A 13665-nucleotide genomic window follows, 5' to 3' on the forward strand; every position below is an offset into this window, starting at 1 on the left:
GGTGGGACGGAGTCAGATCAGGTCTCAGCCGACGCCTGCGGCGCACACCGGCCAGGCACCCCAGCCCTGGGCGGCCTGGGCGCGCTTGCCGATCGCGATCTGCTCTTCGCGGGTCGCGAGGTCGGCGCGGGGGGCGAACTCCTGGCCGCCGTAGGCATCCCAGGTGCTCTGATCGAACTGGATGCCGCCGTAGTAGCCGTTGCCGGTGTTGATGGCCCAGTTGCCGCCCGACTCGCAGGCCGCGATCTGATCCCAGACGCCTTCCGGCTCGGCCGGGGCGCCCGGCTTGGTGCCGACGCGGACGGTGGCCGGCTTCGGCTGGACCAGCACCTGCTCGTCGAGCTTCTTCTTGGCGGTGACCTTGCCGTTGACGGTGGTGATCGAGTAGGTCACCTTCGCCTTGCCCGGGGTTCCGGGCTTCTCGACGACGGACTTGCCGGTCATCAGCTCGGCGTCCTCGATCTTGTTCTGCGGCGGAGCAACCTTCTCCTCGAGCGTCTTGTTCTCCGTGCGGATCCGGGTCACGTCGATCTTCATGTTCTCGGTGATCGGGGTGTCCGCGGCCGGCGTCACCTTGTCGGTGGGGGCCAGCGGATCGCCGGTGCGCGCGATCAGGTCGGCGACGTCGGTGCCGGCGAGCTCCTTGGTCTGGGTCTTGCCGCCGTCGGTCAGCGTGACCTTCTTCGGCAGGATCACCTGGACGTCGGCCCCGGACACCGGAACCGGTGCGTTCAGCGAGGTGGTGACGGCGGCGGCCGACAGCCCCTGCTCGTCGAGGATCTCACCGACGGTGCTCTTGGTGGTCTTGACCAGCTTCGGGTTGCCGTCGAGGTTGAGCTCGACCTCCTTGAGGCGGTTGACCGTCACGGTCTGACCGTCCTTGGGGGAGCTGTTCAGCGGGGCGCTGATCTCGTCGCCGGCGGCGGTGGTGACGCCCTTCTGGGCGAGTAGACCGGAGACGGTCATCGCCATGGTGGAGACGTTCTGCTGCTCTCCGTCGACCGCGAGGGTGACGTTCTTGTGCATGGCTGCGCCGGTGGCGCCGCCGGTGGCGACGGTCACCAGAAGCGCGCCGGTGGCGACACGTGCGGTCGTGGAGTTGGTGGCGTTGATGCGCTGAAAAACAGACAAAACGATCATCCTGCTTACTGTCAGCTCCACCCGGCCCGACCTGGTGGAGTCACAGTATGGTAACGAAAAGGTGTTGATTAGCGCAAAGGAAGCGAATACGCCCGGCGCGCATTGGCCCCCAGCGTCGCAGCCATCCGTTCGGGCGACACTCCCCGCACCTGCGCCAGCACGCGTGCCGTATACGGCACGCAATACGACTGATTCGGCTGGCCACGGTAGGGATGCGGGGTCAGGAAGGGCGCATCCGTCTCCACCAGGATCTGGTCGTCCGGGGTGAGCGCGGCACCCTCGCGGAGTTCGGTCGAGTTGGCGAACGTCACAGTGCCGGAGAAGCTCAGCAGGTAGCCGCGATCGACGCATTCACGGGCGATCGGCACCGGCCCGGAGAAGCAGTGCATGACCACCGTGTCGGGCGCACCCTCGGCCTTCAGCACGTCCAGCAGGTCCCGGTCGGCGTCACGGTTGTGGATCATCAGGGCCTTGCCCGTCCGTTTGGCGAGGTCGATGTGCCACGCGAACGCGTCGCGCTGAACAGCAGGGTCGGCGCAGTCCTCGGAGTGGACGGTCCAGTAGTAGTCCAGGCCGGTCTCCCCGATCGCCACCACCCGCGGGTCCGCCGCCATCTCGGTCAGTTCGGCCTTGGCCGCATCATCGAGGTCCCCGGCATGCGTCGGGTGCAGGGCCACGGCGGCGAAGGCCCGCCGATCCCAGTGCGCGGCCTGAACGGCCCACCGCGCATCCACCATGTCGTCGGCGACCGTCACCACCTGCTCCACCCCCACGCGCTCGGCGTGGTCGAGGATCTCAGCGACCGCCTCCGGGCTGCGGCCCCCGCAGGCCGCTAGATGAGTGTGCGCATCCACCAGGCCGGGCAGCGGCTCGGGATCGGGCGGCGACTCGCGACGCTTCCGCTTCCTGATCTCCTTGGCCGACAGTTCCTCGGCCTCGGCGTCCGACGACTCGCTCATACCTCCCGACCGTACTGCCCCGCCCGCCGGTCAGCGGCTCCTGTCCGTCCCGCGGTCACCGCCGGCCCTGCCGCCTGCACTACTGGGCCGTATACGTCGCGGTGTCGGGCCTGGCCCGGTAACGGACCGTATACGGCCCAGTAGTGCGGCAGCGGACGAGTGGCGCTGCCGCTCGGCGCGCATGGCGCAACGCGGACGGGTAGCGTTTTCTCCGTGCTCGGACTGCCAGAAGAAGTCAGCGTCGCCCTGTTCGATCTCGACGGCGTGCTGACCACCACCGCGACGCTCCACACCACCGCATGGGGCGAGACCTTCGACGCCTTCCTCGCCGAACGCGCGAAGCAGGACGCGGTCGCCGGCGAGGATCTGCGGCCGTTCACCGAACAGGACTACCTCGACCACGTCGACGGCCGGCCGCGCGACGACGGTGTTCGCGGATTCCTCGCCTCGCGCGGCATCACCGTCGACGACGCCACCGTCGACCGGCTCGCCCAGGACAAGAACGACCGGTTCACCGCCGCCCTGCAGCGCAACGGCGTGACGCCCTATCCGGACGCCGTCGACTACCTGACCGCCGCGCGCGACGCCGGACTGCGGATCGCCGTGGTCACCTCCAGCAAGAACGGCGCAGCGGTGCTGGCCGCCGCCGGCCTCGACGGCTTCCCCGAACAGCGGGTGGACGGCAACACGATCGTCGCCGAAGGACTGCGCGGCAAGCCCGCCCCGGACGGCTTTCTGCGAGGCGCCGAACTGATGGGCGTGCCGGCGGCCAACGCCGCGGTCTTCGAAGACGCCATCTCCGGAGTGCAGGCCGGCGCCGCCGGACACTTCGGCGCGGTGATCGGCATCGACCGCACCGGCGGCCGGCAGACCGAGGCGATGACGCAGGCCGGAGCCACCCGCGTCGTCGCCGACCTCAACGAACTTCTGGCAGAAGGGCAGTGACGGTGACCGAACCGCAGAGCGAACTGCAGCACACCACGCACGGCGACACCGCCAGCCACACCGACCCGGCGAACATCCCCGACTACGGGGTGCACCCGTCGCACGGCTTCGAAGTCAACCCGTGGGACCTGACCTGGCGCGGCATGGACGTCGACATGATCGGCCGCACCGAGTCGCTGTTCGCCCTGTCGAACGGCCACATCGGCCTGCGGGGCACCTTCGAGGAGGGGGAACCGGTCGACCAGCCGGGCACCTACCTCAACGGCTTCTACGAACTGCGCGACCTGCCGTACGCCGAGAGCGGATACGGCTATCCCGAATCGGGCCAGACCGTCGTGAACGTGACCGACGGCAAGATCATCCGGCTGCTCGTCGAAGACGAGCCGATGGACCTGCGCTACGGCCGCACCGTCGACCACGAACGGGTCCTGGACTTCCGGACCGGCACCCTGCGCCGCCAGACACTGTGGACGTCGCCGACCGGCCGCACCGTCCGGATCCGGTCCGAACGCCTGGTGTCGTTCACCAAGCGCACCGTCGTCGCCATCCGCTATGAAGTGGAGCCGATCGGCGAAGACATGAAGCTGGTGCTGCAGTCCGATCTGCTCGCCAACGAGCCCGTGCCCGCCCCCGGCAACGACCCCCGTCTGGCCGCCGCCCTCGACAATCCGCTCGTCCCGGCGCTCGCCGACAGCGAGGACTACTCGGCGGTGCTGGTGCACCACACCAAGCGGTCGGAGCTGACGGTGGCGGCGGCCATGTCGCACGAACTGGACGCCCCCGACAACGCCGACGTGTCCATCCGCGCCGACGGCGACCTGGCCCGCATGACGGTGGCCGCGAACGTCCCGCAGGGCACCACGCTGGTCCTCACCAAGTACCTGGCGTACGGCTGGTCGGCCCGGCGTTCCGTGCCGGCGCTGCGCTCGCAGGTGGAGGCGGCGCTGGCGATGGCCGGCGAGACCGGCTGGGAGTCGTTGCAGAAGGAGCAGGCCGCCTATCTGGAGGAGTTCTGGGCCGACGCCGACATCGAGATCGACGGCGATCCGGAACTGCAGCAGGCGGTGCGCTTCTCGCTGTTCCACGTGCTGCAGGCCGGTGCCCGCGGCCAGTCGCGGTCCATTCCGGCCAAGGGTCTCACCGGCCCCGGCTACGACGGCCACACCTTCTGGGACACCGAGAGCTTCGTCCTGCCCATGCTGACGTACACCATGCCCGGCGCCGTCGGCGAGGAGCTGCGCTGGCGGCACAGCACCCTGGACAAGGCGAAAGCCCGGGCCGCCGAACTCGGCCAGCACGGCGCCATGTTCCCGTGGCGCACCATCAACGGCGACGAATGCTCCGGTTACTGGCCGGCCGGCACCGCCGGCGTGCACGTGTCCGCGGACATCGCCAACGCCACCGCCCGCTATCTGCGGGCCACCAGCGACGAGGCCTTCGAGGTCGAGTGCGGTGTGGAGCTGCTGGTGGAGATCGCCCGGTTCTTCGCCGGCTTCGGCCACCACGACGGCAACGGCAAGTTCCGTATCGACGGCATCACCGGTCCCGACGAGTACACGGCGATCGTCAACAACAACGTGTTCACCAACCTCGCCGCACAGCAGGCGCTGCGCGACGCGGTGGCCGTCGTGCATCGGCAGCCGGCGGTGGCCCGCGAACTGGGTGTCACCGACGACGAGGCCGCGCATTGGGCGGCGTGCGCCGACGACATGACCGTGCCGTTCGACGAGGTGCTCGGCGTCCACCAGCAGTGTGAGGCGTTCACTCTGCTCGACAAGTGGGACTTCGAGGCGTCCCGCGGCCGGTATCCGCTGCTGCTGAACTACCCGTACTTCGACCTGTACCGCAAGCAGGTGGTCAAGCAGGCCGACCTGGTGTTCGCGATGTATCTGTTCGGTGAGCATTTCACGCCCGAACAGAAGATCAAGAACTTCGACTACTACTACCCGATCACCGTGCGCGACTCGTCGCTGTCGGCGTGCTGCGAGGCGGTGACCGCCGCCGAGGTCGGCTACCTGGATCTCTCCTACGACCTGATGAGCGAGTCGGTGTTCACCGACCTGCACGACCTGCACTCCAATGTGGGCGCCGGCCTGCACATCGCCGCACTGGCCGGAGCCTGGACGGACTGCGTCGCCGGGTTCGGCGGCATGCGCGACTTCGGCGGGGAGATCACGTTCGCGCCGCGGCTGCCGCAGGCGATCACCCGGATGTCGTTCCGCATGCTGGTGCGCGACTCCCGGATCAGCGTGACGGTGGAGCCCGACAAGGCGCACTACGCGTTGCTGGCCGGACCGCCGATCGAGCTGGCGCATCACGGTGAACGGTTCACGTTGAGCGACGATCCGCAGACGTTCTCGGTGCCCGGAATCGTCACGCACACCCCGCCCGCGGCGCCGGTCGGCTGCGAGCCGTACCGCCGCGAACGCTGACGCCGAGGCCCGCCGGTACCCTGATGGGCACTATGGGAGACCCCTTTTACATCACGACCGCGATCGCGTACCCGAACGGCGCCCCCCACATCGGGCACGCCTACGAGTACATCTCGGCGGACACCCTGGCCCGGTTCAAGCGGCTCGACGGGTTCGACGTCCGGTTCCTGACCGGTACCGACGAGCACGGCCAGAAGATGCAGCAGACGGCCGAGAAGGAAGGCATCGCGACCGCCGACCTCGCGCGCCGCAACTCGGACCGGTTCCAGGAGCTGCAGACCCGGCTGGGTTCGAGCTTCGATCGGTTCATCCGCACCACCGACGCCGACCATCACCGGGCCTCCCAGGAGATCTGGAACCGGATGGAGGCGGCCGGTGACATCTACCTGGACTCCTACAGCGGGTGGTACGACGTCCGGGACGAGACGTTCCTGACCGAGGACGAGACGGAGGTCGACGACTCCGGCCGGCGCGTCGCGAAGGACAACGGCCACGTCCTGACCTGGACCGAGGAGCAGACCTACTTCTTCAAGCTGTCGGCCTACCAGGACCGGCTGCTGGCCCTCTACGACGAGCATCCGGAGTTCATCGGCCCCGATGTGCGCCGCAACGAGGTGCGCAGTTTCGTCGCCGGCGGCCTGACCGATCTGTCGATCTCCCGCACCACCTTCGATTGGGGTGTGCCGGTGCCGGGCGCCGACGGCCACGTCATGTACGTGTGGGTCGACGCCCTCACCAACTACCTCACCGGTGCCGGTTTCCCGGATGATCCGGACACGTTCGCGAAGTTCTGGCCGGCGGATCTGCACATCATCGGCAAGGACATCATCCGGTTCCACTGCGTGTACTGGCCGGCGTTCCTGATGAGCGCCGGAATCGACGTCCCCAAGCGCGTCTTCGCTCACGGCTTCCTGTTCAACAAGGGCGAGAAGATGAGCAAGTCGACCGGCAACGTGATCGACCCGGATTCGCTGATCGACGACTTCGGTGTCGACCCGGTCCGCTACTTCTTTCTGCGTGAGGTGTCGTACGGGCAGGACGGGTCGTATTCGACCGAGGCGATCATCGCCCGGATCAACGCCGACCTCGCCAACGAGTACGGCAATCTGGCGCAGCGCACGCTCAGCATGATCGGTAAGTACTTCGAGTCGTCGGTGCCCGCCCCCGGCGAGTTCACCGCCGAGGATTCGGCTCTGCTGGCGACCGCCGACGGTCTTCTGGACACGGTGCGCGGGCACTTCGACTCCCAGGCCATCCACCTCGGTCTCGAGGCGCTGTGGTCGGCGCTGGCCGACACCAACCGGTACATCTCCGCGCAGGAGCCGTGGAAGACCGCGAAGACCGATCTGGACCGGACCGGCACCGTGCTGTACGTGTGCGCGGAGGCGGTGCGGATCGTGACGCTGCTGGCCCAGCCGGTGATGCCGTCGTCGACGGCGAAGATCCTCGACGCCCTGGCCGTCGACGCCGATGCCCGCACGTTCGCGGCCGTCGGCGACCGGCTGTCGGCCGGCACCGCACTCCCGAAGCCGACGCCGGTCTTCCCCCGCGTCGAGGCCTGACCGGGTCGCACCGTGACGCCGGCCGCGCTCGATGTCCTGGCCGCTCTCGCGGACCGGGCCGCCGACCTCGGTCTGCCCGGGCCCGCCGCCCTGGTCGGTGATTGGGCGGACGCCGACGCGGTGATCGCCCCGTCACTCGAGGTCGTGGACGGTCAGGGTCCGCCGGATCGGCCGGACCGGTTCTGGCTCGGCTATCTCGGTTTTCCGGTGCGCGCCGGAGCGGCCCCGCTGCCCGAGGTCGCCGGCGGTCTCACCGACGGTCTGCTGTTCCTGAGGGACGGCGTGTGGTCGTGGGAGAGCCCGATCGGCGCACCGTGCCCGGAGTGGGTCACGCCGTTGGTGGAGTCCACTCAGGAACCGGCCCGTGTCGATACCTCCCGATTCTGGACCGCGGAGTGGACCCCGCCCGATGAGGCGCCGCACCTGGCGGCTGTCGAATCCTGCCGGGAGGCGATCGCCGACGGCGAGGTCTATCAGGCCTGCATCTGCACCCGGTTCACCGGCCGGGTCGACGGCGATCCGCTCGCCTACTTCGCCGATCTGGCCGCCGCCACCAAACCCCGCAAGTCGGCGTTCCTGTCCGGCGACTGGGGCGCGGTCGCCAGCTTCTCCCCCGAATCGTTCCTGTCCCGGCGCGGCACCACGATCACGTCGTCGCCGATCAAGGGCACCGTTCCCCTGGATGTGGATCCGCTGGTCCTGGCCGAGTCGCGCAAGGACATCGCGGAGAACGTGATGATCGTCGACCTGGTCCGCAACGATCTGGGCCGGGTCGCCGACACCGGCACCGTCCGGGTGCCGGAACTGCTGACGGTCGTCGGGGCCCCCGGCGTCTGGCATTCGGTGTCCACGGTGTCCGCCGAGGTGGGCGATGTCGGCAACGACGCCCTCCTGGATGCCACCTTTCCGCCCGCGTCGGTGACCGGCACCCCGAAGATCCGGGCCGCCGAGCTGATCGCGCGGTGGGAGGAGTTCCCGCGCGGCGTCTACTGCGGTGCGATTGGGGTGGCCGGTCCGGGTCTGCTGGACCTGAACGTGGCGATCCGCACCGTGCAGATCGGCCCGGACGGGACCGCCACCCTGGGGGTCGGCGGCGGCATCACCTACGACTCGGTGCCGGCCGCCGAATGGCAGGAGTGCCTGGACAAGGCGTCGGCGATCATCGCGCACACGTCGTCGAACGACGCTCCGTGAGCCTGGCGCCCTACGCGCCGTGAGCCTCCCGAACGCTCCTTGAGCCTGTCGAAAGGAGAAACCTTCTCCGACGAGCGCACTGCAAAACGCGAATAGCCGTCGTCGCATACCGCTGCGGGCATAGATTCGAGAGGTACATCCATGTCGACAAGAATGAGGCGCTCGTGACCGCTCCCGCAGCAGACACCACGTACATCACCGGCCGAATCGTCCGGACCGACCTCGACGGGTCGGATCCGAACGCCTCGGCCGAGGCGATGATCGTCGAGAACGGCAAGATCACCGCGATCGGCTCGAAGGCCGACGTTCCGGCACCGTCCGGCGCCACGACCGTCGACATCTCCGACGGCTACGTGCTGCCCGGGTTGATCGAGCCGCACAGCCATCCGAGCGTCGCCGCCTTCCAGCTGTGTTACGCCGTGATCGACATCCGTCCGGTCACCCTGTTCACCGCCGACGACGTGTGGGCCGCCATCAAGAAGCAGGTGGCGGCCAAGAGCGACCCGAAGGCCGACAACCGCTGGGTTCTCGCCAACGGCTGGGATCCGCTACTGCAGAAGGGCCTGACGGAACCGCACATCGCCGATCTCGATCAAGCAAGCCCGGATGTGCCGCTGGTGATCCTGCACAACTCGGGCCACTCGGTGTACTTCAATTCGAAGGCCGCCGAGTACTGCAAGATCACCAAGGACACCCCGGATCCGGCGGGCTCCAAGTTCGGCCGTGACGCGAACGGCGACCTGACCGGTGTCGGCTACGAGTCCGGTGCCGTCCAGATGGTCGTCGAACCGTTCCTGCAGAGCCTGCAGAGCCAGATGCCGCAGCTGTTCATGGCGCACCTGCAGGGGCTGCAGAAGGCCGGTATCACCACGGTCGGTGATCTGGGCTGGACCGCCCAGTTCAATCCGCTGATCCAGGGCCTGCAGAAGATGAGCGGCGGTGCCCTCCCGGTGCGTCTGCGCGCCTACGAGCTGTCGGCGCCGGGCGCCAAGGCCACGCTGCCGGTCGAGAACGGTGACGCCTGGTTCCGGCAGGTCGGCATCAAGCTGATCTCGGACGGGTCGCCGTGGGTCGGCAACATCGGCACCTCGTTCCCGTATCTGACGAACGACGCGACGAAGGCGATCGGCCTGGAGCCGAACCACATCGGCAAGCCGAACTTCACCAAGGAGCAGATGGTGGCGATCTGCGAGCAGTACGTCGGCGACGGCTGGCAGATGGCCACGCATTCGCACGGCGACGTCGCGATCGATCTGACGCTGGACACCTACGAGGCGGTGATCAAGAAGCACAAGCTGACCGATCACCGTTTCCGCGTGGAGCACTGCGGTCTGATGACGCCGGAGCAGTTCCAGCGGGCACAGAGCCTCGGCGTCACCACGTCGCTGTTCGTCGACCACATCACCTACTGGGGTGAGGTGCTCGAGGATGACCTGTTCGGCAAGGAGCACGGCGGCGCATGGGCGGACGCCGGTGCCGCGCTCGCCGCCGGTATCGCCATCTCGTTCCACAACGACGGCACGGTGACTCCGTGCGAGCCGCTGCGCAACATCGCGGTCGCCGAGACCCGCATGACCCGTCTGGGCCGCACGATGTCGGGTGGCACCAAGGTGCCCCGGGACGCCGCGCTGCGTGGTCACACCAGCAATGCGGCGTGGCAGCTGAAGAGCGAGGACGAGATCGGCACCCTGAAGGTGGGCAACTTCGCCGACCTGACGGTGATCGATCAGGATCCGCGCACCGCGGCCGCCGAGGATCTGGCGACCGCGAAGGTGCTCGCCACCGCGCACGGCGGTGTCCTGACACCCGTCTCCTGACCCCCGGATCACCCCCTTCGCCCCTGCCCCTCCCCGCACTACTGGGCCGTATACGACCCGTTGACCCGCCTCACCCGGCAACGACCCGTATACGGCCCAGTAGGGATCGGCGCGCGCATGGGGCGGCGGCCTGTGGATCGGCGGAACCGTCCACACGGCCGCGCCGAGGCGGTGTCGTTCACGGACGGTGCCGGCCCACGCTGACCGCATGGAGTACCTCGACCTCGACCGTGGCGTCACCAGTTGGGCGCGGCTGCGGCACCGAGGAGTCACCCGCCCCGAACTCGAGCGCGCGCTCGCCGACGGATCCGTGCGCCGACTCCGGCGAGGGTGGTACGCCATCGACGGCGCCCATCCCGTCGTCGTCGAGGCGGTTCTCGGCGACGGGGTCTGCAGCTGCCTGTCGGCACTCCGGCTTCACGGGGTCTGGGTGCCCACCGATCGCCGGACGCACATCCGCGCGAGGAACTCGGCCCACAACCGGCACGGTGCCCGTTTCTGCCACCGGCACGGTCGTCCGCTCCCGGAGACGACGGCCGTCGACGACGTTCCGATCGCACTCGCGCATGCGGTCCGTTGTCTCGACGCGGAGGGGACCGTCGTCGTTCTCGACTCGATCCGGAACCTCGGGCTGATGACGTCGCGCGAGGTGGAGACCGCACTCGCCGAGACACCGCTCAGGGTGCGGCGGCTCCTCGACCGATGCGACCAGGCCGAGTCCGGTACCGAGTCGATGGTCCGGCTCCGCCTCCGCGCACGGCGGATCGGTGTGCGGCCGCAGATCACCATCCCCGGACTCGGTCGCGTCGACCTGCTGGTCGGCAGCCGGCTGATCATCGAAGTCGACAGCGAAGAGTTCCACCTGACACCCGAACAGTGGGAGAAGGACCACCAGCGAGACCGGCAGGCCGCACTCCTCGGCTACGAGAGGATCCGGCTCACCTACCGCGACGTCGTATTCGGGTGGGCTCGAGTCGAAGGACAGATTCTGGACCTGATCCGTCGGGAGAAGCACCGGTACCCCGCACTCGAGTCGCACTACCGGGCCGTATAGGGACTGTTGCTCGGTGACACCCGGCGACGACCCGTATACGGCCCAGTAATGCGGGGACGGGACTGCGGAGGGGTGGGGCGCGGTCAGGAACGGGATGCCACGACGGCCTGGTAGACGTCGCGCTTGGTGAAGCCGGTGCCCTGCGCGGCGGCCTCGCACGCGTCCTTGAGGCGCATCCCGCCGTCGGCGAGCTGCTGGGCACGGGTCACCACCTCGTCCAGATCGGCGGTGGAGTCGGTGTCGGCGGCCGCCGCGATCACCACGGTGATCTCGCCCTTCACTCCGTCGGCGGCCCAGGCCGCGAGCTCGCCGAGTCCGCCGCGCCGTACTTCCTCGTAGGTCTTGGTGAGCTCGCGGCACACCGCGGCACGACGCGCGTCGCCGAGCACCTCGGCCGCGTCGGCCAGGGTCTGTGCCAGCCGGTGCGGGGATTCGAAGAAGACGACGGTGCGCGGCTCGGTGCGCAGCGACGCCAGCCAGTCGCGGCGGGCGCCGGGTTTGCGGGGCGCGAACCCGTCGAAGCAGAACCGGTCGGCCGGCAGCGCGGACAGGGCGAGCGCGGTGGTGACGGCCGACGGGCCGGGCAGGCAGGTCACCCGCAGTCCCGCGTCGGCGCACGCGGCCACCAGCCGGTAGCCGGGGTCGCTCACCGACGGCATGCCGGCGTCGGTGATCAGCAGGACGGTCGCCCCGTCACCGATCGCCGCGAGCAGCCCGGGCGTGCGCTCGGCCTCGACGTGGTCGTAGTAGCTGACCAGCTTGCCGCCGATCGTCACGTCCAGCGACGAGGCGAGGGCGCGGGCCCGCCGGGTGTCCTCGGCGGCGACGATGTCGGCGGTGGCCAGGGCGTCGCGCAGACGCGGTGACGCGTCGCCGGGTTGGCCCATCGGGGTTCCGGCGAGCACCAGTGCGCCGTGGTCGTCGTTCATCCCCTTCACTGTATTCGGCTCGGTTCCCTCTACTATCGGCCTGGTGAGTCCCGCAGTCGCCCATCGCGCCACCGCGGCGCATCGGCTGCGCGCGGAGATGCTCGGTTCGGCCCCGGCCGCCGAGATCCCCACTCCCCTGTTCGGTGCGCCCGATCGCCTCCGCGGCACCGTCGTCGGGATCGTCATCACGGTCGCCGCGGTGATCACCCGGTTCTGGGATCTGAACCACCCCACCGACAAGGGCACCCCCGTCTTCGACGAGAAGCACTACGTGCCGCAGGCCTGGCAGGTGCTGACCGGCGGCAACTGGATCGAGGACAATCCGGCGTACGGCCTGGTGGTGCATCCGCCGGTCGGCAAGTGGATGCTGGCGGCCTCCGAGGCGATGTTCGGCTACACGCCGCTGGGCTGGCGATTCGTGCCGGCCCTGTGCGGCGTGGTGATCGTCCTCTCGATCTATCTGACCACCCGCCGCCTGTCGCGGTCGACGCTGATCGGCGCCCTCGCCGGACTGTTCGCCCTGTGCGACGGCGTACTGTTCGTCCAGTCCCGGATGGGCATGCTCGACATCATCCAGGTGGTGTTCGTGGTGCTGGCGTTCTCGTGCCTGATCGCCGACCGCGATCAGGTGCGGGCACGGATGCACCGCGCCTATCTGGAGGGCCGGATCACCGAGACGGTGTACGGACCGAGGCTGGGTTTCCGCTGGTACCGGTTCACCGCCGGGGTGATGCTCGGTCTGGCGTGCGGCACCAAGTGGTCGGGCATCTACTTCGTCGTCTTCTTCACCCTGATGTCTCTCGGCTTCGACGTCGCCGCCCGCCGGGCCTATCACGTGCCGAAGCCGTGGAAGGGTGTCGCCGTCCGGGACCTGGTGCCCGCGATCGCGTCGCTCTCGGTGCTGCCGATGGTGCTGTATCTGGCGTCGTTCGCGTTCTGGTTCCGGTCGGAGACCTCGGTGTACCGGTATGTGGTGGGCACCGAGATCGGCACCGGTGGACCGTTTTCGTGGGTGCCGGCCGCATTGCGGTCGTTCTGGTACTACCAGTCCGGGGTGCTCGAGTTCCATGCCGGTCTGACCAACGCTGCGGGCAATCATCATCCGTGGGAGTCGAAGCCGTGGACGTGGCCGATGGGGCTGCGGCCGATGCTGTACGCCATCGACTACGGCCCCGATCAGTGCGGCGGCAGCGACTGCGTGCGCGCGCAGATGCTGATCGGTACGCCCGCCCTGTGGTGGGTGGCGCTCCCCGTCCTGGTGTGGGCGGTGTGGCGCACCGTGTTCCGGCGCGACTGGCGGTATGCGGCCGTCCTGGTCGGCTACGGCGCAGCGCTGGCACCGTGGTTCGGCGACATCGACCGGCAGATGTACTTCTTCTATGCGACCGCGATGGCGCCGTTCCTGATGATGGGGATCGCCCTGGCGTGCGGCGACGTGCTCGCGTCGACGCCGGCGGGCGCGCGCAGCGAGAAGCGGATGTTCGCGGTGCTCGCCGTGTCGTTCTACGCGGCGCTGGTGGTGGTGAACTTCGCGTGGCTGTGGCCGATCCTGGTGGGCGCCCCGATCAGCGACCACCACTGGAACATGGAGATCTGGCTGCCCAGTTGGGGCTGAGGTCCGCGCCGTCGATCC

Annotated in this window: 10 protein-coding genes; 7 read left to right on the forward strand and 3 right to left on the reverse strand. The window is 68.9% G+C overall.

Going from position 1 to position 13665, the window contains the following annotated elements; genetic code table 11:
- Nucleotides 1-24: 24 nt before the first annotated feature.
- Nucleotides 25-1140 carry a transglycosylase family protein gene (locus tag QM774_RS08105; protein WP_414975395.1) on the reverse strand — a complete coding sequence of 372 codons (1116 nt, stop codon included), beginning with the start codon at nt 1138-1140 and terminating at the stop codon, nt 25-27.
- Nucleotides 1141-1208: 68 nt separating this feature from the next.
- Nucleotides 1209-2099 carry a TatD family hydrolase gene (locus QM774_RS08110; RefSeq protein ID WP_414975396.1) on the reverse strand — a complete coding sequence of 297 codons (891 nt, stop codon included), beginning with the start codon at nt 2097-2099 and terminating at the stop codon, nt 1209-1211.
- A gap of 213 nt (nt 2100-2312) precedes the next feature.
- Between QM774_RS08110 and QM774_RS08115 the strand changes: the two genes are divergently transcribed.
- The 6 genes from QM774_RS08115 to QM774_RS08140 all read left to right on the forward strand — a co-directional run bounded on the left by QM774_RS08115 (nt 2313) and on the right by QM774_RS08140 (nt 11103).
- Nucleotides 2313-3044, forward strand: a complete 732-nt coding sequence (locus QM774_RS08115; RefSeq protein ID WP_414975397.1) for an HAD family hydrolase — start codon at nt 2313-2315, stop codon at nt 3042-3044.
- Nucleotides 3045-3187: 143 nt separating this feature from the next.
- Nucleotides 3188-5476 carry a glycoside hydrolase family 65 protein gene (locus QM774_RS08120; protein ID WP_414976620.1) on the forward strand — a complete coding sequence of 763 codons (2289 nt, stop codon included), beginning with the start codon at nt 3188-3190 and terminating at the stop codon, nt 5474-5476.
- Between the two features lie 32 nt (nt 5477-5508).
- Nucleotides 5509-7038, forward strand: a complete 1530-nt coding sequence (gene metG, locus QM774_RS08125; protein ID WP_414975398.1) for a methionine--tRNA ligase — start codon at nt 5509-5511, stop codon at nt 7036-7038.
- Nucleotides 7039-7050: 12 nt separating this feature from the next.
- On the forward strand, nt 7051-8232 hold the full coding sequence (locus tag QM774_RS08130) for an aminodeoxychorismate synthase component I (RefSeq protein ID WP_414975399.1): 1182 nt from the start codon (nt 7051-7053) through the stop codon (nt 8230-8232).
- Between the two features lie 164 nt (nt 8233-8396).
- The gene (locus tag QM774_RS08135; RefSeq protein ID WP_414975400.1) at nt 8397-10049 is read left to right on the forward strand and encodes an amidohydrolase; all 1653 of its coding nucleotides are present in this window, start codon (nt 8397-8399) and stop codon (nt 10047-10049) included.
- Nucleotides 10050-10257: 208 nt separating this feature from the next.
- Nucleotides 10258-11103 carry a hypothetical protein gene (locus QM774_RS08140; RefSeq protein WP_414975401.1) on the forward strand — a complete coding sequence of 282 codons (846 nt, stop codon included), beginning with the start codon at nt 10258-10260 and terminating at the stop codon, nt 11101-11103.
- A gap of 83 nt (nt 11104-11186) precedes the next feature.
- Here the strand turns inward: QM774_RS08140 and rsmI are convergent, their stop codons facing one another.
- Nucleotides 11187-12032 (reverse strand): 16S rRNA (cytidine(1402)-2'-O)-methyltransferase, encoded by an 846-nt coding sequence (rsmI, locus tag QM774_RS08145; RefSeq protein ID WP_414975402.1) that lies wholly within the window; start codon nt 12030-12032, stop codon nt 11187-11189.
- Nucleotides 12033-12129: 97 nt separating this feature from the next.
- Here rsmI and QM774_RS08150 point away from each other — a divergent pair, with 97 nt between their 5' ends.
- Complete coding sequence (locus QM774_RS08150; protein ID WP_414976621.1) at nt 12130-13647, forward strand: dolichyl-phosphate-mannose--protein mannosyltransferase; 1518 nt, start codon at nt 12130-12132, stop codon at nt 13645-13647.
- Nucleotides 13648-13665: the final 18 nt, after the last annotated feature.

This window comes from Gordonia sp. (in: high G+C Gram-positive bacteria), assembly GCF_047600565.1.
In the GTDB taxonomy this organism is placed as follows: Bacteria; Actinomycetota; Actinomycetes; order Mycobacteriales; family Mycobacteriaceae; genus Gordonia.